Below are 25,679 nucleotides of genomic sequence, written 5' to 3'. Positions count from 1 at the left end.
AAAAAACCCGCCTCGGGGGGCGGGTTTTTAATCGCAGAACGCTGTTTGGTTTAGAGGCCGAAACCTTCGAAACGCTTCTTGAACTTCGACAGGCGGCCGCCGCGGTCGAGCAGGGTCTGCTGGCCGCCGGTCCAGGCCGGGTGGGTGGTCGGGTCGATATCGAGGTTCATCGTATCGCCTTCCTTGCCCCAGGTCGAACGGGTCATGTATTCGGTGCCGTCGGTCATGACGACCTTGATGGTGTGGTAATCGGGATGAATGTCGGTCTTCATGGGTTCGGTTCCTGGCTTGCCGGCGCTGCCGACGGGCATAAGCCTGCGTCGATGCGCCCCTTTTTAAAACTCGAAGCCGCAGCTATTGAGGAGCCACGGCTTCTAAAACGGTCGGCGAGCCTATACATCAGCCGGAATTGAATCACAAGGCCGCGGCAAGCGCATATTGCGGCGCATAGCCCAAGGGCGGCCAGAGGAAACACTGGGATGGCGCAATTCATCAGCGCAGACGAGCGTCGGCGTTCGCTCAAGCCGCTCAGGCGCCTGTTCCCGTACATCACGCGTTATCGCACGCTGGTCGTCGGCGCCGTGATCTCGCTGGTCATCGCCGCGGCAACGACGCTGGCGCTGCCGCTGGCCGTACGGCGTATGATCGATCATGGTTTCTCGCCGGCCAACACCATCTTCATCGCCGAATATTTCGCCGCATTGGTGGCGATGGCCGCCGTGCTGGCGGGTGCATCGGCCAGCCGCTACTATTTCGTCATCACGCTCGGCGAGCGCGTCGTCGCCGACATCCGCCGAGATGTCTTTGCCCATGTCACGACGCTGTCGCCTTCCTTCTTCGACACCGCCCAGTCGGGAGAGATCGTGTCGCGGCTCGCCGCCGACACGACGCAGGTCAAGTCGGCGGTCGGAGCGACGGCCTCGGTGGCGCTGCGCAATGTCATCCTCGGCCTCGGCGCGCTGGCGATGATGGTCGTCACCAGCCCGAAACTGTCCGGCCTGGTCATTGCGGCCATTCCCGTCATCGTGCTGCCGCTGGTCGCCTTCGGCCGCTCGGTGCGGCGCAAGTCGCGGCAGGCGCAGGATACGCTTGCCGATGCCACCGCCTATGCCAGCGAGCAGATCGGCGCTGTGCGCACGCTGCAGGCCTTCACCAATGAGAAGCTGGTAACCGGGCATTTCTCGGCCGCGGTGGAAGCCGCTTTCGAGGCGGCACGCGGCTCGATCTTCGCGCGCTCCTTCCTCACCTTCTTCGCCATTTTCACCATCTTCTCGTCCGTTGTGGCGGTGCTGTGGTTCGGCTCGCGCGACGTGCTCGAAGGCTCGATATCGCCGGGCACGCTCGGTCAGTTCCTGCTCTATTCGGTGTTTGCCGCCGGCGCGCTGGGCGCCCTGTCGGAAGTCTGGGGCGAGCTTGCACAGGCGGCGGGCGCTGCCGAACGGCTGACCGAGATCCTGGCAGAGAAGCCGGCGATCCAGGCTCCGGCCGATCCGAAGCCGCTGCCTGCGGTCGCCAAGGGTGCGATCGTCTTCGACAATGTCTCCTTCTCCTACCCGGCAAGGCCCGACCGCGCTGCCGTGCACGGCTTGAGCTTTCAGGTCATGCCCGGCGAGACGGTGGCGATCGTCGGCCCGTCAGGGGCCGGCAAGAGCACGGTCTTTTCGCTGATCCTGCGTTTCTACGATCCCGAAACAGGCAAGATCCTGATCGATGGCGTCGACGTGCGCGAGGCCGACCCCGTTTCCGTCCGCCAGCGCATCGCCATCGTGCCGCAGGACGTCACCGTCTTTGCGGCAAGCGCGCGTGACAATATCGGTTTCGGCCGGCCAGGAGCCAGCAAGGCCGAGATCGAGACGGCGGCGAAGGATGCACTTGCCGACGAATTCATCCTCAAGCTCGAAAAGGGCTACGACAGCCAGGTCGGCGAGCGCGGCGTGACGCTGTCAGGCGGGCAGCGCCAGCGGGTGGCGATCGCCCGCGCCATCCTGCGCGACGCGCCGATCCTGCTGCTCGACGAGGCCACCTCGGCGCTCGACGCCGAAAGCGAGACGCTGGTGCAGATGGCGCTGGAACGCCTGATGCAGGGCCGCACCACCATCGTCATCGCCCACCGCCTGGCAACGGTGCTGAAGGCCGACAGGATCCTGGTCATGGATGGCGGCTCGATCGTCGAGGAAGGCACGCATCAGAGCCTAGTCGCCAAGGGCGGCATTTATGCGCGGCTGGCCAAGCTGCAGTTCGAAACCGGCGCCAGCGCCTTCAGGGGCGCGGCAGAGTAGTCAGAAACATCTGCCGCTGCACCGACCGCCGCTATGAGCCTCCGTATCGCTGCTTCAGATGGTTCACGAAATACGCGGCATTGAGCTTTTCGCCGGTGGCGCGTTCGAGCAGGTCCGGCGTCGACCAGCGTGACGCCTGCGACCAGATCTTTTGGCGGCGCCAGTCGTTGATCGCCTCGAAATTGCCCTTGGCGAGATCCTCATCGGCGGCAGGATGTTCCCTCGTCAGCGCCGCCCATTGCTGCGCCGCCATCATCGCGCCCAGCGTGTAGGACGGGAAATAGCCGAAGGCGGCGCCTGGCCAATGCACGTCCTGCATCGGCCCGTCGGCAGGGTTGTCGATGGTGGAGAGGCCGAGATAGTCGCGCATCTTGGCGTCCCAGGCTTCGGGCAGGTCGGCCACTTCAAGCCTGCCCGCGACGAGCTCCTGCTCCAGTTCGTAGCGCAGGATGACATGCAGGGGATAGGTCACCTCGTCGGCATCGACGCGGATCAGGCCGCGCTCGACGCGATGCACATGCGGCAGGATGTCGTCGAGCGACCAGGCTTCGCCGAGATGCTTTTCGACCACCGGCAGCGCCCAGCGCCAGAAGGCCGGATTGCGGCCGAGTTGCTTTTCGACGAACAGGCTCTGGCTTTCATGCACGGCCATGCCGCGCGCCTTGCCGAGCGGCCAGTGCGACCATGCTTTGGGCAGGTTCTGTTCGTAGAGCGCATGGCCGGTCTCGTGCAGCACGCCCATCAGCGCCGACAGGAAATCAGACGTCTTGTATCGGGTGGTGATGCGCACGTCGCTCGGCACGCCGCCGCAGAAAGGATGGTGCGACACCGACAGCGATCCGTGCGTCAGGTCGAAGCCGACCGCCGCCATCATGGCAAGGCCAAGCTCGCGCTGCCGGTCGATCGCATAGGTGCCTGAGAGCGGCTTCAGCGGGCGCTTGCGCAGCCGTGCTTCCTGGATCGCCAGCGCCTCCGGCACAAAGCTTTTCAGGAAGGCCTTCAGGTCGGTGAACACTGGCGTGATGTCGGCGGTGCGGTTGCCGGGATCGTATTGCTCCATCAGCGCGTCATAGGGGGCAAGGCCGAGCACGTCGGCACGCAGCGCCGCCTCCTCGCGCACCAGCGCCACCACGCCCTCCAGCGCCGGCTGGAAGCCAGCCCAGTCGTTCTTGGCGCGCAGGTCGCGCCACAGCTGCTCGCAACGCATGCGCGCGGTTGTCTGGCGTTCGACGAATTCGACCGGCAGGCAGGTCAGGTTGGTGTATTGCCGCCGCAGTTCCGAGACGGCGGCGCGCTGCTCTTCACCCAACGCTTCCTGTTCGGCCGCGGCTATCCAGTCCGCTATCTCCGGCGCTGTTGCCCTGGTGTGATACATGCCGGCCAGTGCCGACATCGCCTCGGCACGCTTCTCGCCACCGCCGACGGCCATGTGGGTGGCCTCGTCGGCGCCGAGGATAGCCAGCGCATGCTCAAGCGCTTCGAGCTTGTGGCCGAGGTCATCGAGTTTCTGAAAGGACATGGCGGCTTCCGTGATTGGGGACGGCGCGAAAAGATACCAACGCAAAGGCGTTTGCAACCCTCAGGCACGTCCGGCAAATGCACCTTGCGCGGACGACGCCGCGTATGAAATGCTGCCGGCGGCCAATGAAGGGGGAACAACATGGTCGGCAACATCCTGGTCGGGCTGGTGGCCTTGATCCATGTCTACATCGTCTATCTGGAGATGGTGCTGTGGGACACGCCGCGTGGGCACAAGGCTTTTAATCTGACCCCCGAATTCGCCAGCGCCTCGAAGGTGCTGGCCGCCAATCAGGGGCTCTACAACGGTTTCCTTGCCGCCGGCCTCATCTGGGGACTTTACCTCGGTGCGGCCGGTTTTCAGGTCAAGGCGTTTTTCCTGCTGTGTGTGGCTGTTGCCGGCCTCTATGGCGCGGCCACGGTTGGCCGCAAGATCCTGTTCATCCAGACCGTGCCGGCGGTGATTGCCCTGATCGCGGTCTGGCTGGGCTGGTAAAAAGGACGCCCGCGGGATTGGCTCCCGAAGGCGTCAGGTGGTCCCTTCCTCTTGGACCGTTTCAGCCGCTATGGCCTCAGCCGTTCGGGTAGCTTCCGCCGTCGGCGCCATCGCCCATGAGGAAACCGCTGCCGGTATCGAGCCTCAGCCGCTGGTCGACATTGTCGAGACGGCGCAGCAGGTCATGGTATTGCGCGGCCGGTATCCTGCCGTGATCGGACGCCGCTATCTTCTCGGCCGCCTGGCTGATGCGGACGGTACGCATTTCCAGGCGCTCCGCCACGGCCGGCGTAATGTTGTTGGCCTGCCTCGCGTCCAGGATGCCCTGACGGACGCCTTCAACCTGTTGGATGAGACCTTCGACGCGCGGGCCGGTAAAATCGGTCGGATCGCTCGCGTCGAGAGCGCCCTTGTGATGGCCCGCGGCATAGGCGCCGGCAAGCGGAACGGCGATGAGGAACGCCGTGAGCGTTGCAGTTCTGAGCGAGGTCTTGGGAGTGAAAGAGCGCATCACGCGTCTCCTCTTGTAGAGGAAGGCAGCGGTCGTTCCGCCTGCCTTCCGGCCGTGGGCCGTCGGGTTCCGTCGTGTCGCGACGAGGGGGGATTCATCGCCGGCGGTTCTCGGCCCAGGCGGGAAGCTAGGACCGCCCTGCGACAATGTGTAATTAAAAAAAGATAATGTTTTCAGGCCTTGCCGGCCTTGATCTGCGCCCTAGAGTTGAGCCGACGAACAAATTCGCGTGAGTTCGCGCGATGATGGATCAACGTTCGGTGAGCTTCAGTTCAATACGGCGGTTCTTGTTGCGTGCCTCTTCGGTGTCGGCGGGATCGAGCGGCTGGAACTCGCCGAAACCGGCGGCGACCAGGCGGTTGGCCGGTACGCCGTTCTCGATCAGGAATTTCACCACCGAGGTCGAGCGCGCCGTCGACAGCTCCCAGTTGTCGCGGTAGCGGCCGGTGCCGGAGAGCGGCTTGTTGTCGGTATGGCCGTCGACGCGCAGCACCCAGTTGATCTCGGGCGGGATTTCCTTCTGCAGCTCGATGATGGCGTCGGCGAGTTTCTTCATCTCGACCTTGCCGGCATCGTTGATCACCTCGGAGCCGGTCGGGAACAGCACTTCCGACTGGAAGACGAAGCGGTCGCCGACGATGCGGATGTTTTCGCGGTCGGCGAGGATTTCGCGCAAGCGGCCGAAGAAGTCGGAGCGGTAGCGGTTCAATTCCTGGACGCGCTGCGCAAGTGCGACGTTCAGGCGGCGGCCGAGATCGGCGATCTTGGTGTTGGAATCGCGGTCACGGGTTTCGGAGACGTTGAGCGCATCCTCAAGCGCGCCGATCTGCTTGCGCAGTGCCGCGATCTGCTGGTTGAGGATCTCGACCTGGCTCAGCGCCTGCTGACTGATCTGGCGCTGGCTGTCGAGTTCGCCGCCGAGCGCCGCGGCGCGCTGGTTGGCGGCGTCGCCGGCGCCAGCACCTTGCGCCAGCAATTGTTCCAGCCGGCTCTTCTCCGCTTCCGCCGCCGACAGCGATGCCTGCAGATTGGCCAGCGAATCATCCTTGTCCTGCGCCGTCGAGCGCTCCAGCGCCAGAAGCTGGGTCAGCTCGTTGATCTGCGAGTTGAGGCGCGAGAGCGCCGTATCCTTGCCGGAGATTTCGCGTCCCAGCAGGAACTGCGCCAGCACGAAGACCGTGAGCAGGAACATGATCGCCAAAAGCAGCGTCGACAGCGCGTCAACGAAACCCGGCCAGTAGTCGATGCGGCGATCGGTGCGCCGGCCCCTGGCGAGTGCCATGCTAGTGGACCCCGGGCTTCTTCAGGGCGTCGGCGATCTTCTCCAGCGTGTTGCGCATCGCCTTCTGCTCGTCGGACTGGGCCTCGACCCAGTCGCGCATGATCTGCTGTTCCGAGCGCATGTTCTTGACCAGGCCGGAAATGCCGTCGGCGAGATTGGCCATGGCTGTGGCGACGCGCGGATTGGAGCCGCCGCCATTCTCCTGCATGCTGCGCAGCCGTTCCGACAGTAGGCGAATCTCGTCGGAAGGCTCGGTCTTGGCCGGATCGGCAACGACGATGTCGGACGAGAGATCGGTGACCGAGGACAGCCAGTTCTCAAGCTCGGTGTAGAAGCGCGTCTGGGCGCGGCCGGCCTGCAGGTCGAGAAAGCCGAGCACCAGCGAGCCGGACAGGCCGAACAGCGAGGACGAGAAGGCCGTGCCCATGCCGGCGAGCGGCGCCGAAAGCCCCTGCTTCAGCGAATCGAGCACCGCGGCGGCGTCACCCGTGCCGGGATCGAGCGATTCGATGGTCTCGCGGATCGAGCCGATGGTGTTCAACAGGCCCCAGAAGGTGCCGAGCAGGCCGAGAAACACCAGCAGGCCGACGAGATAACGCGAGGTGTCGCGGCTTTCGTCGAGGCGGGTGGCAATGGAATCGAGCATGGTGCGCATCGAACTGGTCGAGAAGGCCGTCGCCGAGGAGCGGCCGATCATCGCCTTCATCGGCGCCAGCAGCACCGGTTCGGTGGTCTCCGACCCGGCACGGAAGGAGTTGACCCAGCGCACTTCGCGAAACAGCCGCCCGACCTGGGCGAAGGCCAGCAAGATGCCGACCACCAGGACGCCGACGATCAGGCCGTTGAGGCCGGGATTGCTGCCAAAGGCAGTCGAGATCTGGCGGGTCAGGATGGCGGCGATGAAGGCGACGATGACCAGGAAGATCACCATGGTCAGCAGAAAGACCTGCGGGCTCGACAGTTTGTGCGGATCGTAGATCAGGACATCAGAACGTCTGCCCATGCCGAAGGATCTGAGAAAAGCCATCCGTGCCCCGTTTCCGATGCCGCCGCCGATCACGTAGACCGCGACTCTAAACGGAATTGTGACCAAATTGAATGGCGCTTGGCAATATTGCCGCGTCGATAGTCTGTGTCAGAGGCGATTGATGACCAGACAGTCGACCATGGCGGCCAGATGCAGGCCTGCGCCGGTGACGACAAAGCCGTGCCACAGCGCATTGTGGAAGCGCAGCCCCTTCCAGGCGAAGAAGATGACACCGCCGGAATAGACGATGCCGCCGGCGACGATGAGCGCGATCGATGTCGTCGGCAGCGTCTGGACAAGCGGCTTGACCAGGATGATGCCGCTCCAGCCGATGGCGAGATAGAACACGATGGCCAGCCGGTCGAAACGGCCAGGGAAAAACACCTTGATGGCGATGCCAAGTGCTGCCGCGGTCCAGACGAGGGCGATCATCCAGCGCGCCAGCGGCGAGCCTTCGAGCTGGGCCAGGAAAGGCGTGTAGGTCGCGGCGATCAGCAGGTAGATCGCGGCGTGGTCGAAACGCCGCAAGATCCACTTCGCCGGCGACGATACCGGCCACAGATTGTAGGTCATCGACACCGACAGCACGGTGAGCAGCGAAACCACGTAGAAGGCGGCGGCGATGTATTCGCCCGGTCCGACACGAAAGGCCGCCAGCGCCAGCAGTGCGGAACCGGCCGAGATCGCCAGCACGATGCCGACCGCGTGGACGATGCCATCGGCGATCATCTCGGCGCGCGAATAGTGCCAGCGTCCGATGAACGGGATGTCGGGGGTGGGCTTGATGTCGTTCACTGCCGGGTTTCCTGCGCCGCGCACTCAATTTGGGCGCTCGCCGGGCAGTATTTCAAGCTTCCGTTGCGGTTTTGCGACTGCGGCGCATCAGCGCGGCGGTCAGCGTGGCTTGCCTGTCAACGAGAGGGGAGCGGCTTCTTTACGGCCTTCAGCAGCGCGCGTTGAATGACCTCGTTGCCGGCGACAACCGAGCCGTTGTCGAGCATGTCCTGGCCGCCATCCATGTCGGAGACGAAGCCGCCCGCTTCGCGGATCAAAAGCAGCCCGGCGGCGATGTCCCAGGCCGACAGGCCGGTTTCCCAGAAGCCATCCATGCGGCCGGCGGCGACATAGGCGAGATCGAGCGAGGCGGAGCCGAGGCGGCGGACGCCGGAAACCTCGGCCATGACATTGCGCAGCTCGACGAGGAAATTGCCGTGGTGGCCGCGTCCGAGATGCGGCATGCCGCAGCCGATCACCGTGTCGACCAGCTTGATGCGGCCGGCGACGCGCAAGCGGCGGTCGTTCATGAAGGCGCCGCCGCCGCGTTCGCAGGTGTAGAGCTCGTCCATGGCCGGGTTGTAGATGACGCCGGCGACGATCTGGCCCTGGCGCTCCAGCGCGATCGAGACTGCAAACAGCGGAATGCCGTGCAGGAAATTGGTGGTGCCATCGAGCGGGTCGACGATCCAGCGATGCTGGCCGTCGTCACCTTCGACCGCGCCGCGCTCTTCCATCAGGAAGGCGTAGCCCGGCCGTGCCTTGGACAGCTCGGCAAAGACGATGTCTTCGGCCTTGCGGTCGGCCTGGCTGACATAGTCGCCAGGGCCCTTCATCGAGACCTGCAGGTTCTGCACCTCGCCGAAGTCGCGCGACAGCGAGCGGCCGGCTTTCATTGCGGCCTGGACCATGACGTTGAGAAGGGCTGAGCGTGCCATAGTGGTTCTTCCTGGTGCTGCACTTAAGCTCTGGCTTGATGCATGTCGGTGACCCAAAACCGGGGCCACTTTTGGGCGACATGCATCAGTCCGCGCGGCGCACGTAAGTGATTTCGTTGGTGTCGACGATGATGCGCTCGCCGGCGCCGATGAATGGCGGCACCAGCACGCGGATGCCGTTTTCCAGGATCGCCGGCTTGTAGGACGAAGCCGCCGTCTGGCCCTTCACCACCGGGTCCGCCTCGGTGATGGTCAGCGTCACATAGTCGGGCAGTGAAATGCCGATCGGCCTCTCTTCGTAGAGCTGGACCGTCACCATCATGCCGTCCTGCAGGAACGCAGCACGATCGCCGACGAAGTCCTTGTTCAATTCGAGCTGCTCGTAGCTCTGGGTGTCCATGAACACCAGCGCGTCTTCCTGCGCATAGAGGAAGGAAAAGTCCTTCAGGTCGAGCCGGATCTGTTCGACCGTCTCGGCCGAGCGGAAGCGCTCGTTGAGCTTGGTGCCGTTGATGAGGTTCTTCAGTTCGACCTGATTGTAGGCGCCGCCCTTGCCGGGCTTGACGGTGTTGGTCCTGACCGCCACCCAAAGGCCGCCATCATGCTCGATGACATAGCCGGGACGGATTTCGTTGCCATTGATCTTGGCCATGATGAGGTGATCCGGAATGGATACCAACGGTCTGGCCGTTGGTACGGGGTGTTCGCTGGTAAAGCGATTTCGGGCTCCCAAGACCACAAATCGTCAGAAGAGGCAAGGGAGCGCCAAGTCGGCGCTGAACCGGAGAGGCCGTTACGGCAGGCGGTTTGCCTTCTGCAGGGCCTGCTTGGTTTCGTCGTCGCTCAGCCCCTGCAGGAAGTCGTCCATCTGTGGATCGATGAGGCCGGCGCGGCGGGCGACGATGTACCAGGCGCCGGCGAGGACCAGATCCGGATCGGTGCCGATGCCCTGCATATAGAGTTTTGCGAGGCGGTTCTGGGCGGCGACATTGCCGCCCTCCGCCGCCTGCTTCATCCAGCCGAAGGCGGATTTCAGGTCGCGCGCACCGCCACGGCCTTCGATCATCCAGGCGGCGAGATCGATCTGTGCGGTGTCGTAATTCTGCCTTGCTGCCTGCGCCAGCAGGCGCCTTGCCTGCACATCGTCACGCGGCTTGCCGCCGACGCCATTGGCGTAGATCTGCGACATCGCATATTGCGCGTCGGCGAGCCCGGTCGCGGCGGCGCGCTCATAATAGGAGACCGCCTTGGCTATGCCGGCGTCACCGGGGTCCTGCTGGACCAGCATCTGCGCGAAATTGAACTGCGCCAGCCGGTTGCCGGCTTCGGCGGCGGCCTGCATCAAGGCATAGGCCCCCTTTTCGTCCTTCTTGACGTAGCGGCCGTCGAGCAGCATCAGCGCATATTGGAACTGCGATTCCGGCACGCCCTGTTCGGCGGCCAGCGCGTACCATTTCGCCGCTTCCGCCGAATTGAGCGGCACACCGAGCCCCCGCGACAGGATCTCGGCCACCAGCGTCTGCGCCGCCGGGTCGCCGTTTTGCGCCCGGACCAGCGCGAGATTGTAGGCCGTCTTGTAGAGACCGCGCTGGAAGGCGCCATAGGCGGCGTCCGCCGGCTTGGCGCCGAAGCGGTCGGGGTTGACGGTGTCGGCCGACGGCAGCGGCGCGGGCTCGGCCGTGGTGGCGGGTTGCGGCAGTGGCTTGTCGATCGGCTTGTCGGTGTGGACGCCGAGTTCCGGCTTGGGCTGCGGCAGCGGGATGGTCTCCGCGGCCGCCGCCTGAACCATGAACACCGCAAGCAGAACCTGGAGGGGAAGCCTCGCCGAGAGCACGTCAGTCCTCGAAGCGCGGCGCGGTCTCGTCGAGCAGCGCGTTGGCGGTGGTGACCGCTGTCTTGGGATTGGTGCCGTCGGCAAACACGGCGCTCGACAGCGCCACGAATTCAGCACCTGTGGCGCCCACTGCTTCCACCGAGGCGATGTCGGATCCGGCCATGACGATGCACGGGATCTGGATCATGTCGGCCCACCATCTGCCGAGCGACAGGTTGCGCGGATGCGGTTCGGGCTTGTTGTCGTAGCCGAAGCGGCCAAAGAAGATGTAGTCGGGCCGTGTCTCGCCAAGCTCGAGCGCGTCATCACGCGTCTTGGCGCCGCCGGTGCCGACCATCATCTTTGCCTGGAAATGCTCGATCGTCTCGGCGAGTTCAGCCTTGGAGACTTCGACATGGATGCCGTCGGCCTGGACGCGGCCGGCTATGCGGGTGTCGCCGGCGATGATGACAGCCACGCCCGCGGCCTGCGCTGCCGGCACGATCTGTTCGGCGAAAGCCTGGAAGGAGGCCTCATCCATGCCGTTCTCGGGCAGGATCAGCGAAGCGACATCGCCGCCTTCGAATGCTGCAGTGATACGGGCCGCCGGCACGCCTGGCGGCGCGATCAGTACGATGCGACAGCGGTTGGGGGGCGTTGCGTCATTCATGGTTCTTCGGGTCCCGCGTTTCGCCTATGCCGGGCGAAGATGGTTGGATTGCGGCATAGAGCAAAGTGCCCGCCTTGAACAGGCGGGCAGCCGGGATCGCGATGTTTGACCCGCCGGGCAGCCGGCGGGGGCGCTTCACTTGATCGGATGCGGGCTCGCGATGGGTGGTTTGCCCTTCCACAGCGTCCAGCCGAGATTCATGCCGGCTGCGGCGATCAGGATGGCGGTGGCGCCGACGATCTGGCTCAGATGCAGCCGATGACCGAAGGCTAAGACATCGACCAGAATCGCAACCACCGGGTAGATGAAGGACAACGACCCCTGCAGATGCGTCGGCAACTTCTGGATGGCGCCGTACATCAATATATACATCAAGCCGGTGTGGACGATGCCGAGCGTCGCCAGCATGGCCCAACTCCAGGCATCGGCCGGAAGCTGTGAAAGATTGGCGAAGGGCGCCAGCATGACGACGCCGACGCAGACCTGGATCAGCGCGATGAGGTGGGGCGGCGTGCCCTTGAGCTTCTTGGTGACGATGGCGGCGACGGCCCAGAAGAAAGCCGCGCCCAACGCCATGACGATGCCGGTAAAATAATCCGTGCCGACATCACCGGCATCGGGGCCCGACTGCACGATCAGCACCATGCCGGCGAAGGCGATGGCCAGCCAGGTCAGCTTTGTCAGGGTCAGCCGCTCGGCGAAGAAGAGCGCGCCGAAGCCCACCAGCATGAAGGGTTGCGTGTTGTAGACAGCGGTGGCGATCGAGATTGACGCGCGCGAGAATGCGCTAAACAGCAAAAGCCAGTTGACGACGATGGCGACGCCGCCGAGCGCGGCGATGCCGATGATGCGCAGCGACAGTCTGTTACGCAGCAACCCGAGGGCGGCGCAGATGATGAGCAGCGTCAGCGCGCCGAAAGCGCAACGCCAGAACACCACATCCATGATCGGCTGGCCGGACAGGACGACGAACCATCCGATCGTTCCCAGGATCAACATTGCGGCGGACATTTCGACCGTGCCACGTACTGTTTCGTTCACAACAAACCTCCGTATCCGTTCGACCGCTATAATCTCATGCGGCTACGTGGCTTTCCATCGGATGAGAAAGGAGGTATGGGTAAATGGCCTAATTATATTAGGCTACGGCTCCAAATCAGCAGGAAATGTAAAGTGCTGGACGATCTCGACCGAAATCTCCTCGAAATTCTGGTCAAGGATGCACGGACCTCGCTGAAGGAGCTGGCCGCCCAAGTCGGGCTGTCGTCGCCAAGCGTTTCGGAGCGGCTGCGACGGCTCGAGGAGCGCGGCGTCATCCGGGCGTTCACTGTCGACATCGACCCGCTGGCGCTTGGTTATACCTTGCAGGCCATCGTGCGCATCCGGCCTCTGCCCGGCAAGCTGCACATCGTCCAGAAGCTGATCGAGGACATCCCCGAATTCGGAGAATGCGACAAGGTGACGGGCGATGACTGCTTCGTCGCCCGCCTGTTCGTGCGTTCGATCGGCGACCTCGACGGGATTCTCGACCGTATCGCCGACAAGGCCGAGACAAGCACCGCCATCATCAAGGCACAGCCGATCCGGCGGCGGCCGCCGCCGCTCGATGCAGGCTCGCCGCGCGACAGGGCAAAAGCCTTGCAGGCAATCTGAGCCGAACCGGCCACGCCCTGGTTTTCAGAGGGCTGGTCGCAGCGGGTGGAAAGCCGGCGGCCGGTTGGTTAGGGTGTCGGTCCAAACGAGGCTGAGACGATAATGGCGCAGAACATATACGACCGCGAGGATTTCTTCGCAGGCTACAGTCAGCTCGGCCGCTCCGTGGAAGGCCTGGATGGTGCCGCCGAGTGGCCGGCGCTGCACGCGATGCTGCCCGATGTCAGCGGCTTGAGGGTCGTCGATCTCGGCTGCGGTTTCGGCTGGTTCTGCCGCTGGGCCTACGAGCATGGGGCGGCGCGGGTGCTTGGCCTGGATCTGTCGGAGAAAATGCTTGCCCGGGCAAGGGCCGCCGGCCCGGATGCTGGCATACGCTATGAGACGGCCGATCTCGATCGGCTCAGCCTGCCGCAAGCCAGTTTCGATCTCGTCTACAGCTCGCTCGCCTTGCACTATGTCGAGGATGTGCTGCGTCTGTTCGAGACCGTGCATCAGGCCCTGTCGCCCGGCGGGCATCTCGTTTTCTCGACCGAGCATCCGATCTTCATGGCGCCGACCAAACCCGGCTGGTCGATCGACGTCGCGGGAAGAAAGACATGGCCCGTCGACCAGTATCTGGTTGAGGGGCCGCGCAGCACCGACTGGCTGGCCAAGGGCGTGGTGAAACATCACCGCACGATCGGCACCACGCTCAACGCTCTGATCCAAGCCGGCTTCACCATCGACCATGTCGAGGAATTCTGCCCGACTGCCGAGCAGATCGCGGCCAAGCCGGAACTGGCGGAAGAGCTCGAGCGGCCGATGTTCCTGCTGGTCTCGGCCCGCCGATAGGCACTGGTCGGCGTCGGCCGGATGCGCGGCCGCCACGCTCACATTTGCTGTCGCTCCGCCCGGCTTTCTGGGTTATTCAAGCGTCGACACGCTTTCCCTCCGGACCAGTCCCCTCCCATGTCAGGCCTGCTTCTCGATCCGTGGTTCTACGCGGCTGCCATTCCGGCGGTCATTCTGGTCGGCCTGTCCAAGGGCGGGTTCGGCGGCGCTGTCGGCTTCGTCGGCGTGCCGCTGATGGCGCTGACCATGCCGCCGGTGCAGGCGGCGGCCATCCTGTTGCCGATCCTGTGCCTGATGGACATCGTCTCGGTGTGGACATGGTGGGGTGTTTACGACCGCAAGATGCTGGTCGACATGATGCCGGGCGCCGTCATCGGCATCGGTCTCGGCTGGCTGACGGCGGCACTGGTAACCGAAGAGGCGGTGCGGCTCATCGTCGGCGCCGTCGCCATCATTTTCGTCCTGCGCTGGCTCTATCTGCAGTTCCGCCACGGCGCCGATCACGCGGCCGCGCCCAACCGCGTGGCCGCCGCCGTCTGGGGCACGGTCGCCGGCTTCACCAGCTTCGTCGCCCATGTCGGCGGGCCGCCCTTCCAGGTCTATGCCTTGCCGATCCGGCTCGATCCGAAGGTTCTGTCGGGCACCGCCGCGATCTTCTTTGCCGCCACCAATGCGCTGAAGCTGGTGCCCTATTTCGCGCTCGGCCAGTTCGACACCGCCAATCTGACGGCGTCGGCCGTGCTGATGCCGCTGGCGCCGCTGTCGACCATCGCCGGGGCGTGGCTGGTGCGCCGGATGCGGCCGGAAACCTTCTATCCCTTCACCTACGCAACCGTCGCGGTCGTGGCGCTGAAGCTGCTGTGGGATGGCATCGCCGGCCTGATGTAGAAAGGCCGCCGCGCAGCCTTCCCTCACCGCCAGGGGTCAGGCAGCGCTCGGCATCAGACGACGGTTGCCGCCAAAGGCCAGTGTGGCGCCTACCAAGACAACCAGCACCATGCCGGCGAGGATGCCGATGTCATGCACGGTCGGCTTGAGCACCATGTCGGCAATGATCACCAGCATCACCGCATAGTCGAAGCGTGCCGCGCTCATCATGCGCTGACCGATGGCTAGAACAGCTGGTGTGACGCCTTCCTTGGCAATCATCGCGCCCATGCGCTCGCCGGTCGGCTTGAAGATGAGCATGCCGATCGAAAAGGTCGTGGCGTAGCCAGCCAGGCCGATCAGGATCCACAGATCGGAGAAGCCAACCCAGAACCAGCACATGATGAGGCCGAAGATCAGCGTCAGCATCGACATCGGCGCAAAAAACCTGCCGCCCAACTGGCCGCTGGCGCGCATCGCCTGCAGTTTTTCCTCGATGTTGCCCGCCCGTTCGGCAAGCATGCCGAGAAGGAACAGCACGAAGCCGCCGCCGACCCACAGAATGGCCGTGGTGACGTGAAGGAATTTGACGATCGAGTACCAGTCCATGGGTTGCTCCTGCAGTGTTCCGGTCAGGTTTGCGGCAGCGCGGATGGCGCCGCCGTCAGAGGAGCGGGCGTTTAGCGCGGCGCCTGTTTCGGAACGATGTCGCGAAAAGTCCGGCTCTGTTTCAGCGCAATGAAGAAGCGGCTGAGATAGTGAACGCGCTATCTGATTTCCTGCTAATATACGAATCGTCGGGAGGGGGTTGGCGCGACATCGTCCGGAAACATCGCCGATGCTAGTGCGCTACCACCGGGAGCCCGGTGGCGACAACAGTCGCCTGACGATCAACCCATTCCCGAAAAACGGGAAAAGGCAATTCGGGGGACTATTATGCAAGGGGTAGCACGGAATTTCTTCACGCTGGCCATCATCTATGCGTTGTGCGGCATGGCGCTCGGCATCCACATGGCGATCAGCGATGACCATGGCCAGATGCCAACCCACGCCCACACGATGGTGGCCGGATGGCTGATGTCGGCGGTCTTCGCCTTTTTCTACCATCTGTTTCCGGCTGTCGGGCAAAAGGCCCTAGCCAAAGTTCATTTCTGGCTGACTGCCATCAGCGGTATTGGGCTCATGATCGGCCTTTACATTCTGCTCGCCGGCAATCCGGGGATAGAACCGCTGCTCGGGATTTCCTCGATCGGGTTCTATGCGGGCATGCTGCTATTTGCCTTCATCGCTTTGCCTGCGGTCTGGAAGACGGCCTGAGCTGAACCAGAGGCAGTGAGGCTGTACTGTTACGGCACAGGATGGCGGCGTTCGGTCAAAAAACATCCGCGCGGTTAAGGCTTCATTAAGCTTTACAGGTGTTTACTATGTTCATCCAGTGATCTGGATTCTTACCGAGTGGTTGGAGCCACTTTGTTTGACGCCTCCCTGTTAAACTCCTGAGAGCCGCCTTATCCGCGGCTCTTTTTTTGTCCGCATTTTCTCTTTTCGTTCGAATTTCAGAGGGGACGCCCGACATCGGCTCGCCGTTAACCTTCTGTTAAACATGTGCTTGCCTTCACCGGTGACGAAGCGCATTTTCAAGCTTCAGTCAGATAGGGTTCCGGGTGTACGGCAGGGAGCCGAATCAGCCGGTTGCAAGTGCAGGGGCGTATCAATGAACGAGCCTTCGAAGGGCAGTGCGAAAACCGTCAAGCTGGCGGAACGCCGGGTTTTCTCGCAATCCTTCAAGCCGCTTTACCAGGAAGGTATGGGCCTGGTCGAACAGGCGGCGGAGTATCTCGACGGCAAGGGCCGGGCCGAGGCGAAGAAACTGTCCAGGCTGGCGGCCACGCTCTATGCCGCCGAATCGATGCGACTGACCACCAGGCTGATGCAGGTTGCCTCCTGGCTGCTTTTGCAGCGCGCCGCCAACTCCGGCGAGATGACCCGCGACCAAGTCGCGTCGGAGAAGTCCAAGGTGCGTCTCGACACCGCTTCTGCCCATGACGAAGCCGCCGGCTGGGCCGAACTGCCCGAGGATTTCCTCGACCTCGTCACCCGCTCGCTGCGCCTGCAGGCACTGGTTCGCCGCATGGACGAGGAGATCTATGGCTCCGGCGCCGTGGTCGACATGCAACCGATGGCTCGCCGCCTCAATCCGGTTTCCGACCAGATCAGCCTGCTGAACACGGCGTTCGCCCGGGGCTAAGAGCCTGTTTGGAAATTCTACTCTGTCGGCCATCTGATGGCGTTTTCTGCGCTTCCGTTGCTCACGGACCAAATGTCCGCTGCGCTACGGTTCTCGAAACCACCACCATATGACTCACCAGAGCGAATTTCGAAACAGTCTCTCGAGCCAGTCGCTGTTTCGTTTCCGGTTTGTTCACATTTCGCTGGCATCGCTGTCCGCCGGAGGTAAAGTCGGCAAATGGCGGAAGCGATTCGCATCATCGGTATCGATCCGGGACTTCGGCGCACCGGCTGGGGCATCGTCGAAAGCCTCGGCAATTCGCTGCGCTTCATTGCTTCCGGCACCGTGAAGTCCGACGACAAGGCGGCGCTGGCGACGCGGCTGTGCCAATTGCATGACGGGCTGGCCGAGATCCTGCACAGCGCCATGCCGCACGAGGCGGCCGTCGAACAGACCTTCGTCAACAAGGACGCCGTGGCGACGTTGAAGCTCGGCCAGGCACGCGGCATCGCCATGCTGGTGCCGGCGCGTGCGGGCCTCGTGGTCGCCGAATATGCGCCCAATGCGGTCAAGAAGGCGGTGATCGGCGTTGGCCATGGCGATAAGAAGCAGATCCATATGATGGTGAAGGTGCTGTTGCCGAAGGCCATTTTCGACACCGAACATGCCGCCGACGCGCTGGCCATCGCCATCTGCCACGCGCATCACCGGCAGAGCGTGGTCTATCGGATGGCGCTTGCCGGCTAGTGTTGTTCTTGACTTGTTCACGCAGTTGGAATATTCCTTACTTGTAAGAAAGGTACGTTTCATGCGTGTGACGAGCAAAGGCCAAGTGACAATCCCACGGGATCTGCGGGAGACATTTGGGATTGGCGCCAACAGCGAAGTCATCTTCGGCATTGAGGGCGGCAAGATCACGATCACGCCGAAGCATGACAAGGGGCGGTTGGCCGACCGCGAAAGACTGGACCGTTTTCTTGCTGCGCTCGATCGGCTTGAGGGCAGCGGCGATCAGACAATGAATGCCGATGCCGTCATGGCTTTGACCCGGGATCGCTGATCTTGGCGACGCTTGTCGACACCAATGTACTTATCGATGTCGCCGTTCGCGATCCCGTCTGGTCAAAGTGGTCGTGGTCCAAAATGGTGTCTGCCCTTGAGCAAGGCAGCCTGGTCATCAATCAGATCATCTACGCCGAGTTTTCGATGCGCTATGAGGCGATAGACGATGTCGATGATGCCTTGCCTGAAGATGAGTTCCGACGCGAAAGTCTTCCGTTCGAAGCGGCCTTTGCGGCGTCGAGAGCGTTCTCGGTCTATCGGCGGTTGGGCGGACCCCGAGAGAAGGTGATGCCCGACTTCCTGATTGGGGCTCATGCTGCCATCCGAGGTTATCCCATTCTTACTCGCGATCCCGCAGGTTTCAGAAAGTACTTTCCAGATGTCGAGCTCATCACGCCCGATACTCATCCCTAACGGGAGCTGCGTCCAATGATCGGCAAGCTCAAGGGCACGCTCGATGAGGTCGACGAGGATCATTGCCTCGTCGACATCCATGGCGTCGGCTACGTCGCCTATTGCTCGGCGCGCACGCTGGCGGCGCTGCCTTCGCCCGGCGAAGCGGTGGTGCTGTTCATCGAAACCTATGTGCGCGAGGATATGTTGCGGCTCTACGGCTTCCAGTCGCAGCTCGAGCGCGAGTGGTTCCGGCTGCTGATGAACAATGTGCCGGGCGTTGGCGCGAAGGTGGCGCTGGCCATCCTGTCGACGCTGGCGCCGGCAGATCTCGCCAATGCCATTGCGCTGCGCGACATCGCCATGGTTTCGCGCGCGCCCGGCGTCGGCAAGAAGGTGGCCGAGCGCATAGTCACCGAGTTGAAGAACAAGGCGCCGGCCTATGCCGGAACCGCCTCGGGCACCATCGGCCTGAAGCAGGAGCTTGGCGACGGCGTCGCATCCGCGCCGATCACCGATGCCGTCTCAGCGCTGGTCAACCTCGGCTATTCGCGCGACACGGCCGCCAATGCGGTGGCGGCGGCGCTGAAGACGGCGGGCGAGGATGCCGATGCGCCGAAGCTGATCCGCTTTGGACTGAAGGAACTGGCGCGGTGAACCGTCGCTTGTTCAGCATTCAACCCTGTGCAAGGAAGGCGGCATGAGCCTGTCGCCCCGCCTGATTGCGCCGGAAAAACGCGGCGAGGATGCCGAGCAGACCTTGCGGCCGCAGACGCTCGACGATTTCGTCGGCCAGGCGGCGGTGCGGGCCAATCTCAAAGTGTTCATCGAGGCCGCCAAGGGCCGCAACGAGGCGCTCGACCACGTGCTGTTCGTCGGGCCGCCGGGCCTCGGCAAGACGACGCTGGCGCAGATCATGGCGCGCGAACTCGGCGTCAATTTCCGCTCGACCTCCGGCCCGGTCATCGCCAAGGCCGGCGATCTTGCCGCACTTCTCACCAATCTCGAGGAAGGCGACGTGCTGTTCATCGACGAGATCCACCGGCTGAGCCCGGCGGTCGAGGAAATCCTCTATCCGGCGATGGAGGATTTCCAGCTCGACCTGATCATCGGCGAGGGACCGGCGGCGCGCTCGGTCAAGATCGACCTTGCCCGTTTTACGCTGGTCGCGGCCACAACGCGGCTTGGCCTGCTGACCAATCCCTTGCGCGACCGTTTCGGCATTCCGGTGCGGCTCAATTTCTACACGGTCGAGGAGCTGGAGCAGATCGTGCGGCGCGGCGCGCGCATCCTGCAAATGCCGCTCGGCGACGACGGTGCACTGGAGATCGCGCGGCGCGCGCGCGGCACGCCACGCATCGCCGGCCGGCTGCTGCGCCGCGTGCGCGATTTCGCCTCGGTGGCCGGCGACGGCCATGTCGACCGCAAGATCGCCGACGAGGCCTTGACCCGGCTGGAGGTCGACGCGCTCGGCCTCGACGCGCTCGACCGCCGCTATCTCAGCATGATCGCCCGCAATTTCGGCGGCGGCCCGGTGGGCATTGAGACGATCGCTGCCGGCCTGTCTGAGCCGCGCGACGCCATCGAGGACATCATCGAGCCCTATCTGATCCAGCAGGGCTTCATCCAGCGCACGCCGCGCGGCCGCATGCTGACGGCCAATGCTTGGCGCCATCTCGGCCTCGACGCGCCGAAGGATCTGGCGCAGCAGCAGATCAACCTGTTCCAGGAAGAGTAGCGACCGAGCGGTCAGGCACGGGGCTGATCAACGATCAGTGAACGGCCTGCGCAAAATATCCTCAGCTTCGCCGGTTTGCCGGCGCATTCGTCGGCTTGGTGACGGTGCCATCCCCGGAGCAGTCTCGCTCCGATCGAGTGCCGGAGCCATGCAATGATCACCCGACGCGGGTTCCTGCGCTTCATGGGCGGCTCGTTCCTGTCGGTCGCCGCGTTCAGCGCCTATGCGGTCGGCATCGAGCTGATGCTGCTGACGCATGTGAAACGCTACGCGCTGACGCCGCCGCATTGGCCTGATGGCTTGAAGCTGCGCGTCGTGGCCCTCGCCGATATCCATGCCTGCCGGCCATGGATGACGCCGGAGCGGATCGCTTCGCTTGTCGAAGACGCGAATGCCCTGCAGCCGGACCTGATCGTCCTGCTCGGCGACTATATCGCCGGCATGCCCTTGGTGACCGGCCCGGTGACGCCGTCGCAATGGGCGTCCGCCCTGTCGGACCTCAAGGCACCGCTCGGCGTGCTGTCGATCCTCGGCAACCACGACTGGTGGGCAGATGGCTTCGCGCAGCGCGCCAGGGCCGGCCCGACCATAGCGCGCAAGGCCCTGGAGAAAGTCGGCATTCCGGTCCTGGAGAACGATGTCGTGCGCCTGGAAAAGGACGGGCATGGCGTCTGGGTTGCCGGGCTCGCCGATCAACTGGCGCTGCTGCCGACCAGGGACCGCGCCGGCTTCACCGGGCTGGACGATCTCGACGGCACGCTGGCCAAGGTCGGCGACATCTCGCCCATCATCCTGCTTGCGCATGAGCCCGATATTTTTCCCAAGGTGCCGTGGCGGGTCTCGCTGACGCTCTCCGGCCACACCCATGGCGGACAAATTCGGCTGTTCGGCTATTCGCCTGTGGTGCCGTCGCGTTTCGGCAACCGCTACGCCTATGGCCATGTCGTCGAGAACGACCGCAACCTGATCGTCTCCGGCGGGCTCGGCTTCAGCATTCTGCCGGTGCGTTTTGGAATGCGCCCCGAAATCCTGTCGGTCGACCTTGGCTAGATCCAGATCGCCTCAGTGAAGCGATTTGATCGCGTCCATGACGTCCGGCTCGGCCTTGTCGCCGTTGAAGGCATTGACGATGCCGAAGGCGCCGCCATAGCTCCACACCGACCATGAGAAGCCATGTGCTTCGGCGCGCGCGACCATGTCCCTGACATAGGCGGCCCGATACTCGGCGGGCATCACATAGGCGTTGCCGTATTCCTGGCGGATCATGCCGAACTCGCCCAGCGTGATGTTTTCCGGCTTGACGCCGTTGGCCTTCGCCCAGGCCTCGACCTTTTCGAACGGCGCATCCATCAAGCCGAGCAGTCTGTCGGGACTGTCCATGCTGGCGACCTGTTCGTCGAGATAGGCAAGCAGGCCGCTCTGCCTTGTCCATGGCGCCTCGGCCTTGATCCTGGCGCGGATGGTGTCGAGCGTCACCTCGAGCTGTGCCTTGGGCACCGCGGTCAGCGGATAGGGAAGGCCGGTCACATAGGGGATGAAATCACCGGCCCAGGTCGCGCCCTGATGGGTGAGCAGGAACGGATCGTAGGAGTGGAAGGTCCAGATAACGTTGTCGTCCGGGATCGTCTTCGGATCGATCTTTTCCAGCGAGCTCGCGGCGGAGTAGCAGGCGCCGGTCAGCACCAGCGTCAATTTCCCAGCCGAGGATCGCGCCGCGGCGAACAGTTTGCGCTGGCGGTCCGGCCACAGGCTGGTGCCGTCGCTGTCGCAATCGACGATCGGTTCGTTCATCGGCTCGAAAGCGACTTGGGCGGGATCTTCATTCGCCAGCGTGCGGGCCATCCTGCGCACCATGTCGACATAGGCGTCGAAGGTCCGCGGGTCTTCCATCACTTGCGCCATGCCGATCTTGCGGCTGCCGCCGGCCGGGATCAGGTGCATGTCGACGACCACCTTCAGCCCGGCGCGGTTGATCATGCGCACGGAGTCCAGCACGCTGGCATAGAGATCGTCGCGCAACGCCACGGTCTGGCTGGACAGGAAGGGCGAGGGGTCGACCGGCATGCGCAGGAAATCGAAGCCCGCGTCCTTCAAAGCCTTGAGATCGTCATCCCTGAGGAATTTCCGCCATTCCGGATAGGGCAGGATGGCTTTGGCGTCGCCCCACTGGTCTTCGTCGGGCCATGTGACCCATTGGTCGAGGTTGAGGCCGCGCTTCATTGAAAAGCTCGCCGCCTGGCTGGGCCCGGCCAGAGCCATGAGCCCGAGCAGCGCTGCCATCAAGGTCTTGATCATCGCCGTCAACAGTGCCATCCGATGCTATGTCACGCGAGAACAGGTGCCTCGGCGGGGCTGAAAAAGGAAGCGCAATGGGCGATCATGGTGAATCGGCGACGCTGCTGGCCGGGCTTTCCGGCGCGCTGACGGCGTTCGGCCACCGGCTGATGGCGCGGGTCTATTACGCCGACACCGATTTCTCCGGTGTCGTCTATCATGCGCGCTATCTCGAATTCTTCGAACGCGGCCGCTCCGACTATCTCCGGCTGACCGGCGTGCACCACACCGAGCTTGCAGACGGCAAGCATGGCGAAAGAATAGTCTGGGTGGTGCGTCGCATGGAGATCGACTTTCGCGGCCCGGCCCGCATCGACGACATCCTGACGGTCGACACCCGCACCGAGGACATTTCCGGCGCGCGCATCTTCATGGCGCAGCAGCTCAAGCGCGGCGACGAGGTGCTGGTCGAGGCCAAGGTCGAGGCCGCGATCATCGGCGAGAATGGCCGCCCAAGGCGCTTTCCCAGGGAGTGGGTGGCGGCGTTCATGCCGAGGGTGCGCTGATATTCAGGTGATGCCGGCCTGCAAACAGCAGCTTCCTGCGCTTCCGGTGCTCGCGTACGAAAAGTACGCTCCGCTCCGGTTCTCGGAATCTACCGTTTTCGGCTTGGCCTGACCTGAATCTCGGCACACCCTAGGCGCAGCCATTGAATTGATGGCCTTGCCACTGGGCGCGGCAATGCGCCGCGCCTTATATACTAACCCATCCTTAACCATAACGGTTCATGAAGAGAGTGGTGAAGATTGGCGCGATCCTGCGCCTTCCTTTCACCAATATTTGCCCCGAAAAGGCCGAGAACGGCACAGTTTGGGGTTGTTCCGGTAGCTTCGTGCGAACCGACCACAAGGGATGCCAGGGGCCAGCCGCCAGCTTCGCCCGGAAAATCTTAAGGACGTAACGATGGAAAATATCGCACTCGCCGATCCGGGCGCGCAATTGTCGGTTTGGTCGCTGTTTGTTTCGGCCAGCTGGGTGGTCAAGCTGGTCATGATCGGCTTGCTCTGCGCCTCGGTCTGGACCTGGGCGATTATCGTCGACAAGCTGGTTTCCTACGCCCGCATGCGGCTGGCGCTCAACCGGTTCGAGCAGGTGTTCTGGTCGGGGCAGTCGCTGGAGGAGCTTTACCGCACGCTCGCCGACCGCAAGACCACCGGCATGGGCGCCATTTTCGTGGCTGCGATGCGCGAGTGGAAGAAGAGCTTCGAGAAGGGCGCCAAAACGCCGCTCGGCCTGCAAACCCGCATCGACAAGGCGATGGACCTGGCGCTGACCCGCGAGATGGAGAAGCTGGAAGGGCGCCTCGGCTTCCTCGCCACCACCGGCTCGGCCGCACCCTTCATCGGCCTGTTCGGCACCGTCATCGGCATCATGACGTCGTTCCAGGCAATCGCCGGCTCCAAGAACACCAGTCTCGCGGTGGTTGCGCCGGGTATCGCCGAAGCGCTGCTGGCGACGGCCATCGGCCTGCTCGCCGCCATTCCCGCCGTCATCGCCTACAACAAGCTGTCGTCCGACGCGAGCAAGATAGCGGTGCGCATGGAAGGGTTCTCCGACGAGTTCTCCGCCATACTCTCGCGCCAAATCGATGAAAAAGTGGCCCCCAAGGCCTGAGGAGTAGCAGATGGGTATGTCCATGGGCATGGGAGGACGCGGCGGGCGCGGCCACAGGCGGCGCGGCCGTCACCATGCGCTGATGTCCGAGATCAACGTCACGCCGATGGTCGACGTGATGCTGGTGCTGCTGATCATCTTCATGGTCGCGGCGCCGATGCTGACGGTCGGCGTGCCGGTCGACCTGCCGGAGACGAAGGCCAAGGCGATGAATGCTGATACTCAGCCGATCATGGTTACGATCGACGCTACGGGCAAGATTTTCCTGCAGGAAACCGAAATCCCGCAGGAGGAGTTGGTGGCCAAGCTGCAGGCGATTTCCAAGACCGGCTATGACGAGCGCATCTTCATCCGCGGTGACAAGTTAACCAACTACGGCACCGCGATGAAGGTGATGGCCCTCATCCAAGCCGCTGGCTACAAGAATCTCGGCCTGATGTCACTGCAGGAACAGGATCAGTAGACAAGAAGATGAAGACCGGCCTCACCACATCGGTGATCTTGCATGCGGCGGCGCTGACCTTCGGCCTGTTCACGCTGACGGCGCCGGCCGCGCTTCCGTCCTCCGACGTCGAGTCGGTCGCGGTCGACATCGTGCCGATGGAAGCCATTGCGCAGACGTTGCAGGGCGACAAGAAGGCCGTGATGCATGAAAAGCCGGCACCTGTGCCGACGCAGCGCCCGGACATTGTTCCGGATGCGCAGAAGGTCGGCGAGAACAGCGCCGATACCGACAAGCCGATAACGCCGGAAGCCAAGCCGAAGCCCGTCGACATGACCTCGGCTCCGCCGCCCGCGCCGACCCCGATCGAGAAGCCGAAGCCCGAGGACGTGCCGAAGCCGCAGGAGAAGCCGAAGCCTATTCCGGCAACCGAAGTGGCGCCGGCGCCGACGCCCAAGGAAGAGGTCAAGCCCGAGCCGGTCAAGCAGGCAGACCCCAAGCCGACACCGGCCAAGCCGGCGCCGACTCCCCCGCCGCAGGACAAGACCGCCGCCATCAATCCGACGCCCGAGGTCAAGCCTGACGCCGTTGCCGAGGCGATAGCGCAGGAGCCGCCCGCTGAGGCGACGCAGCTGCCCGACTCGGCGCCCGCGCCGGAAGCGCGGCCGAAGCCGCAGCCGGCGCAGGCCGAAAGCGCCAAGGCGCCGGACCGCAAGGATGCCGACAAGCCGGTCAAGGAAGCGTCGTCGAAGCCGAAGTCCGACGACAAGCAATTCAACGCCGCCGAGATCTCCGCTCTCCTCGACAAGCAGAAGCCATCCGGCGGCGGCGCCAAGCGCTCGACCCAGCAGGCGTCGCTTGGCGGCGACAAGGATCAGGGCCAGAAGCTTTCCAGATCCGAAATGGGCGCCCTGGAAAGCCAGCTTGGCGGCTGCTGGACGCTTCCTGTCGGCCTTGAAGGTTCCGAGAATTTCGTCGTCGTGGTGCGGTTCAACCTGGATGCGTCCGGTAAGCTGGACGGGCGCCCGGCGGTCGAAAAGTCGAGCGGAAACCGCCAGTTCGACGAAAGTGCCGTTCGCGCGGTGCAGAAATGCGATGTCACCGGCCTGCAGGTTCCTGCCGGCAAACAGGACATCTGGGCCGACGTCCGCGTCACCTTCGATCCAAGGGAGATGCTGGGCCTCTAGGGCCCTGACATCCGAAAATC

30 protein-coding genes are annotated in these 25,679 nt (G+C 63.7%); 17 read left to right on the top strand and 13 right to left on the bottom strand.

Annotated elements, in window-relative coordinates:
* Nucleotides 1-50: 50 nt before the first annotated feature.
* The gene (gene rpmE / locus EJ076_RS00275) at nucleotides 51-272 is read right to left on the bottom strand and encodes a 50S ribosomal protein L31 (protein ID WP_006327661.1); all 222 of its coding nucleotides are present in this window, start codon (nucleotides 270-272) and stop codon (nucleotides 51-53) included.
* 207 nt (nucleotides 273-479) lie between these two features.
* Between rpmE and EJ076_RS00270 the strand changes: the two genes are divergently transcribed.
* Nucleotides 480-2,279: an ABC transporter transmembrane domain-containing protein gene (locus EJ076_RS00270; RefSeq protein WP_126066740.1), complete on the top strand. Its 1,800-nt coding sequence runs from the start codon at nucleotides 480-482 to the stop codon at nucleotides 2,277-2,279.
* Between the two features lie 31 nt (nucleotides 2,280-2,310).
* Here EJ076_RS00270 and EJ076_RS00265 read toward each other — a convergent pair whose 3' ends face one another.
* A complete protein-coding gene (locus EJ076_RS00265) occupies nucleotides 2,311-3,798 on the bottom strand; it encodes a carboxypeptidase M32 (RefSeq protein WP_126066739.1) in 1,488 nt (495 codons plus the stop codon).
* Between the two features lie 141 nt (nucleotides 3,799-3,939).
* On the opposite strand from EJ076_RS00265, the gene EJ076_RS00260 reads away from it, so the two are divergent.
* Nucleotides 3,940-4,293, top strand: a complete 354-nt coding sequence (locus tag EJ076_RS00260; protein WP_109664711.1) for a DUF1304 domain-containing protein — start codon at nucleotides 3,940-3,942, stop codon at nucleotides 4,291-4,293.
* 76 nt (nucleotides 4,294-4,369) lie between these two features.
* Here EJ076_RS00260 and EJ076_RS00255 read toward each other — a convergent pair whose 3' ends face one another.
* From EJ076_RS00255 to EJ076_RS00215, 9 genes are all read right to left on the bottom strand, one after another.
* Nucleotides 4,370-4,804, bottom strand: coding sequence for a hypothetical protein (locus EJ076_RS00255; RefSeq protein ID WP_126066738.1), 435 nt, complete (start codon nucleotides 4,802-4,804; stop codon nucleotides 4,370-4,372).
* 250 nt (nucleotides 4,805-5,054) lie between these two features.
* The gene (locus EJ076_RS00250) at nucleotides 5,055-6,086 is read right to left on the bottom strand and encodes a peptidoglycan -binding protein (protein WP_109664719.1); all 1,032 of its coding nucleotides are present in this window, start codon (nucleotides 6,084-6,086) and stop codon (nucleotides 5,055-5,057) included.
* Nucleotide 6,087: 1 nt separating this feature from the next.
* Entirely contained in the window at nucleotides 6,088-7,113 is a 1,026-nt protein-coding gene (locus EJ076_RS00245; RefSeq protein WP_126066737.1) for a MotA/TolQ/ExbB proton channel family protein, read from the bottom strand.
* Between the two features lie 108 nt (nucleotides 7,114-7,221).
* Nucleotides 7,222-7,908 (bottom strand): hemolysin III family protein, encoded by a 687-nt coding sequence (locus tag EJ076_RS00240; RefSeq protein ID WP_164548518.1) that lies wholly within the window; start codon nucleotides 7,906-7,908, stop codon nucleotides 7,222-7,224.
* 116 nt (nucleotides 7,909-8,024) lie between these two features.
* Entirely contained in the window at nucleotides 8,025-8,825 is an 801-nt protein-coding gene (locus EJ076_RS00235; RefSeq protein ID WP_109664729.1) for an inositol monophosphatase family protein, read from the bottom strand.
* 85 nt (nucleotides 8,826-8,910) lie between these two features.
* The gene (efp, locus tag EJ076_RS00230) at nucleotides 8,911-9,477 is read right to left on the bottom strand and encodes an elongation factor P (RefSeq protein ID WP_013529127.1); all 567 of its coding nucleotides are present in this window, start codon (nucleotides 9,475-9,477) and stop codon (nucleotides 8,911-8,913) included.
* Nucleotides 9,478-9,618: 141 nt separating this feature from the next.
* Complete coding sequence (locus tag EJ076_RS00225; protein ID WP_126066735.1) at nucleotides 9,619-10,659, bottom strand: tetratricopeptide repeat protein; 1,041 nt, start codon at nucleotides 10,657-10,659, stop codon at nucleotides 9,619-9,621.
* Between the two features lies 1 nt (nucleotide 10,660).
* Nucleotides 10,661-11,308 (bottom strand): thiamine phosphate synthase, encoded by a 648-nt coding sequence (locus EJ076_RS00220; protein ID WP_126066734.1) that lies wholly within the window; start codon nucleotides 11,306-11,308, stop codon nucleotides 10,661-10,663.
* A gap of 135 nt (nucleotides 11,309-11,443) precedes the next feature.
* Nucleotides 11,444-12,349 carry a DMT family transporter gene (locus EJ076_RS00215; RefSeq protein WP_126066733.1) on the bottom strand — a complete coding sequence of 302 codons (906 nt, stop codon included), beginning with the start codon at nucleotides 12,347-12,349 and terminating at the stop codon, nucleotides 11,444-11,446.
* A 132-nt stretch (nucleotides 12,350-12,481) separates the two neighbouring features.
* On the opposite strand from EJ076_RS00215, the gene EJ076_RS00210 reads away from it, so the two are divergent.
* The 3 genes from EJ076_RS00210 (at nucleotide 12,482) to EJ076_RS00200 (ending at nucleotide 14,680) form a co-directional block, all read left to right on the top strand.
* Nucleotides 12,482-12,961, top strand: a complete 480-nt coding sequence (locus tag EJ076_RS00210) for an Lrp/AsnC family transcriptional regulator (RefSeq protein ID WP_126066732.1) — start codon at nucleotides 12,482-12,484, stop codon at nucleotides 12,959-12,961.
* Nucleotides 12,962-13,063: 102 nt separating this feature from the next.
* Entirely contained in the window at nucleotides 13,064-13,792 is a 729-nt protein-coding gene (locus EJ076_RS00205) for a class I SAM-dependent methyltransferase (protein WP_126066731.1), read from the top strand.
* 117 nt (nucleotides 13,793-13,909) lie between these two features.
* Nucleotides 13,910-14,680 carry a sulfite exporter TauE/SafE family protein gene (locus tag EJ076_RS00200; RefSeq protein ID WP_126066730.1) on the top strand — a complete coding sequence of 257 codons (771 nt, stop codon included), beginning with the start codon at nucleotides 13,910-13,912 and terminating at the stop codon, nucleotides 14,678-14,680.
* A 36-nt stretch (nucleotides 14,681-14,716) separates the two neighbouring features.
* Here the strand turns inward: EJ076_RS00200 and EJ076_RS00195 are convergent, their stop codons facing one another.
* Nucleotides 14,717-15,268, bottom strand: a complete 552-nt coding sequence (locus EJ076_RS00195; RefSeq protein WP_126066729.1) for a DUF2269 family protein — start codon at nucleotides 15,266-15,268, stop codon at nucleotides 14,717-14,719.
* A 327-nt stretch (nucleotides 15,269-15,595) separates the two neighbouring features.
* Between EJ076_RS00195 and EJ076_RS00190 the strand changes: the two genes are divergently transcribed.
* The 8 genes from EJ076_RS00190 (at nucleotide 15,596) to EJ076_RS00155 (ending at nucleotide 21,132) form a co-directional block, all read left to right on the top strand.
* Nucleotides 15,596-15,976, top strand: coding sequence for a hypothetical protein (locus EJ076_RS00190; RefSeq protein WP_126066728.1), 381 nt, complete (start codon nucleotides 15,596-15,598; stop codon nucleotides 15,974-15,976).
* Nucleotides 15,977-16,373: 397 nt separating this feature from the next.
* Nucleotides 16,374-16,907, top strand: coding sequence for a DUF1465 family protein (locus EJ076_RS00185; protein ID WP_109664757.1), 534 nt, complete (start codon nucleotides 16,374-16,376; stop codon nucleotides 16,905-16,907).
* Between the two features lie 219 nt (nucleotides 16,908-17,126).
* Complete coding sequence (gene ruvC, locus EJ076_RS00180) at nucleotides 17,127-17,636, top strand: crossover junction endodeoxyribonuclease RuvC (RefSeq protein ID WP_109664759.1); 510 nt, start codon at nucleotides 17,127-17,129, stop codon at nucleotides 17,634-17,636.
* Nucleotides 17,626-17,949, top strand: coding sequence for an AbrB/MazE/SpoVT family DNA-binding domain-containing protein (locus EJ076_RS00175; protein ID WP_245462943.1), 324 nt, complete (start codon nucleotides 17,626-17,628; stop codon nucleotides 17,947-17,949). Before ruvC ends, EJ076_RS00175 begins: the two co-directional genes overlap by 11 nt.
* Before the next feature lie 2 nt (nucleotides 17,950-17,951).
* The gene (locus tag EJ076_RS00170; protein WP_109664762.1) at nucleotides 17,952-18,365 is read left to right on the top strand and encodes a type II toxin-antitoxin system VapC family toxin; all 414 of its coding nucleotides are present in this window, start codon (nucleotides 17,952-17,954) and stop codon (nucleotides 18,363-18,365) included.
* A 15-nt stretch (nucleotides 18,366-18,380) separates the two neighbouring features.
* Nucleotides 18,381-19,001 (top strand): Holliday junction branch migration protein RuvA, encoded by a 621-nt coding sequence (gene ruvA, locus EJ076_RS00165; RefSeq protein ID WP_027037190.1) that lies wholly within the window; start codon nucleotides 18,381-18,383, stop codon nucleotides 18,999-19,001.
* Nucleotides 19,002-19,044: 43 nt separating this feature from the next.
* Nucleotides 19,045-20,082 carry a Holliday junction branch migration DNA helicase RuvB gene (ruvB, locus tag EJ076_RS00160; protein WP_023811851.1) on the top strand — a complete coding sequence of 346 codons (1,038 nt, stop codon included), beginning with the start codon at nucleotides 19,045-19,047 and terminating at the stop codon, nucleotides 20,080-20,082.
* 153 nt (nucleotides 20,083-20,235) lie between these two features.
* The gene (locus EJ076_RS00155; protein ID WP_126066727.1) at nucleotides 20,236-21,132 is read left to right on the top strand and encodes a metallophosphoesterase; all 897 of its coding nucleotides are present in this window, start codon (nucleotides 20,236-20,238) and stop codon (nucleotides 21,130-21,132) included.
* A gap of 12 nt (nucleotides 21,133-21,144) precedes the next feature.
* Here EJ076_RS00155 and EJ076_RS00150 read toward each other — a convergent pair whose 3' ends face one another.
* The gene (locus EJ076_RS00150) at nucleotides 21,145-22,395 is read right to left on the bottom strand and encodes a cellulase family glycosylhydrolase (protein ID WP_126066726.1); all 1,251 of its coding nucleotides are present in this window, start codon (nucleotides 22,393-22,395) and stop codon (nucleotides 21,145-21,147) included.
* A gap of 56 nt (nucleotides 22,396-22,451) precedes the next feature.
* On the opposite strand from EJ076_RS00150, the gene ybgC reads away from it, so the two are divergent.
* From ybgC to EJ076_RS00130, 4 genes are all read left to right on the top strand, one after another.
* Entirely contained in the window at nucleotides 22,452-22,922 is a 471-nt protein-coding gene (ybgC, locus tag EJ076_RS00145) for a tol-pal system-associated acyl-CoA thioesterase (RefSeq protein ID WP_126066725.1), read from the top strand.
* Between the two features lie 397 nt (nucleotides 22,923-23,319).
* Nucleotides 23,320-24,030 carry a protein TolQ gene (tolQ, locus tag EJ076_RS00140; protein WP_023811854.1) on the top strand — a complete coding sequence of 237 codons (711 nt, stop codon included), beginning with the start codon at nucleotides 23,320-23,322 and terminating at the stop codon, nucleotides 24,028-24,030.
* 10 nt (nucleotides 24,031-24,040) lie between these two features.
* The gene (gene tolR / locus EJ076_RS00135) at nucleotides 24,041-24,493 is read left to right on the top strand and encodes a protein TolR (protein ID WP_126066724.1); all 453 of its coding nucleotides are present in this window, start codon (nucleotides 24,041-24,043) and stop codon (nucleotides 24,491-24,493) included.
* A gap of 8 nt (nucleotides 24,494-24,501) precedes the next feature.
* Nucleotides 24,502-25,659: an energy transducer TonB gene (locus tag EJ076_RS00130; RefSeq protein ID WP_126066723.1), complete on the top strand. Its 1,158-nt coding sequence runs from the start codon at nucleotides 24,502-24,504 to the stop codon at nucleotides 25,657-25,659.
* Nucleotides 25,660-25,679 lie beyond the last annotated feature (20 nt).

Origin of the sequence: Mesorhizobium sp. M7D.F.Ca.US.005.01.1.1, assembly GCF_003952545.1 — a bacterium.
In the GTDB taxonomy this organism is placed as follows: Bacteria; Pseudomonadota; Alphaproteobacteria; order Rhizobiales; family Rhizobiaceae; genus Mesorhizobium; species Mesorhizobium loti.
Note: the sequence above shows the minus strand (reverse complement) of the source record. Positions and strands in the feature narration are given on the sequence as shown.

What these genes read in the sequence shown, in the direction of transcription:
- rpmE (WP_006327661.1), bottom strand. Translation starts at nt 272, where the DNA reads ATGAAGACCGACATTCATCCCGATTACCACACCATCAAGGTCGTCATG.
- EJ076_RS00270 (WP_126066740.1), top strand. Translation starts at nt 480, where the DNA reads ATGGCGCAATTCATCAGCGCAGACGAGCGTCGGCGTTCGCTCAAGCCG.
- EJ076_RS00265 (WP_126066739.1), bottom strand. Translation starts at nt 3,798, where the DNA reads ATGTCCTTTCAGAAACTCGATGACCTCGGCCACAAGCTCGAAGCGCTT.
- EJ076_RS00260 (WP_109664711.1), top strand. Translation starts at nt 3,940, where the DNA reads ATGGTCGGCAACATCCTGGTCGGGCTGGTGGCCTTGATCCATGTCTAC.
- EJ076_RS00255 (WP_126066738.1), bottom strand. Translation starts at nt 4,804, where the DNA reads ATGCGCTCTTTCACTCCCAAGACCTCGCTCAGAACTGCAACGCTCACG.
- EJ076_RS00250 (WP_109664719.1), bottom strand. Translation starts at nt 6,086, where the DNA reads ATGGCACTCGCCAGGGGCCGGCGCACCGATCGCCGCATCGACTACTGG.
- EJ076_RS00245 (WP_126066737.1), bottom strand. Translation starts at nt 7,113, where the DNA reads ATGGCTTTTCTCAGATCCTTCGGCATGGGCAGACGTTCTGATGTCCTG.
- EJ076_RS00235 (WP_109664729.1), bottom strand. Translation starts at nt 8,825, where the DNA reads ATGGCACGCTCAGCCCTTCTCAACGTCATGGTCCAGGCCGCAATGAAA.
- efp (WP_013529127.1), bottom strand. Translation starts at nt 9,477, where the DNA reads ATGGCCAAGATCAATGGCAACGAAATCCGTCCCGGCTATGTCATCGAG.
- EJ076_RS00220 (WP_126066734.1), bottom strand. Translation starts at nt 11,308, where the DNA reads ATGAATGACGCAACGCCCCCCAACCGCTGTCGCATCGTACTGATCGCG.
- EJ076_RS00205 (WP_126066731.1), top strand. Translation starts at nt 13,064, where the DNA reads ATGGCGCAGAACATATACGACCGCGAGGATTTCTTCGCAGGCTACAGT.
- EJ076_RS00200 (WP_126066730.1), top strand. Translation starts at nt 13,910, where the DNA reads ATGTCAGGCCTGCTTCTCGATCCGTGGTTCTACGCGGCTGCCATTCCG.
- EJ076_RS00195 (WP_126066729.1), bottom strand. Translation starts at nt 15,268, where the DNA reads ATGGACTGGTACTCGATCGTCAAATTCCTTCACGTCACCACGGCCATT.
- EJ076_RS00190 (WP_126066728.1), top strand. Translation starts at nt 15,596, where the DNA reads ATGCAAGGGGTAGCACGGAATTTCTTCACGCTGGCCATCATCTATGCG.
- EJ076_RS00185 (WP_109664757.1), top strand. Translation starts at nt 16,374, where the DNA reads ATGAACGAGCCTTCGAAGGGCAGTGCGAAAACCGTCAAGCTGGCGGAA.
- ruvC (WP_109664759.1), top strand. Translation starts at nt 17,127, where the DNA reads ATGGCGGAAGCGATTCGCATCATCGGTATCGATCCGGGACTTCGGCGC.
- ruvA (WP_027037190.1), top strand. Translation starts at nt 18,381, where the DNA reads ATGATCGGCAAGCTCAAGGGCACGCTCGATGAGGTCGACGAGGATCAT.
- ruvB (WP_023811851.1), top strand. Translation starts at nt 19,045, where the DNA reads ATGAGCCTGTCGCCCCGCCTGATTGCGCCGGAAAAACGCGGCGAGGAT.
- EJ076_RS00155 (WP_126066727.1), top strand. Translation starts at nt 20,236, where the DNA reads ATGATCACCCGACGCGGGTTCCTGCGCTTCATGGGCGGCTCGTTCCTG.
- EJ076_RS00150 (WP_126066726.1), bottom strand. Translation starts at nt 22,395, where the DNA reads ATGGCACTGTTGACGGCGATGATCAAGACCTTGATGGCAGCGCTGCTC.
- ybgC (WP_126066725.1), top strand. Translation starts at nt 22,452, where the DNA reads ATGGGCGATCATGGTGAATCGGCGACGCTGCTGGCCGGGCTTTCCGGC.
- tolQ (WP_023811854.1), top strand. Translation starts at nt 23,320, where the DNA reads ATGGAAAATATCGCACTCGCCGATCCGGGCGCGCAATTGTCGGTTTGG.
- tolR (WP_126066724.1), top strand. Translation starts at nt 24,041, where the DNA reads ATGGGTATGTCCATGGGCATGGGAGGACGCGGCGGGCGCGGCCACAGG.
- EJ076_RS00130 (WP_126066723.1), top strand. Translation starts at nt 24,502, where the DNA reads ATGAAGACCGGCCTCACCACATCGGTGATCTTGCATGCGGCGGCGCTG.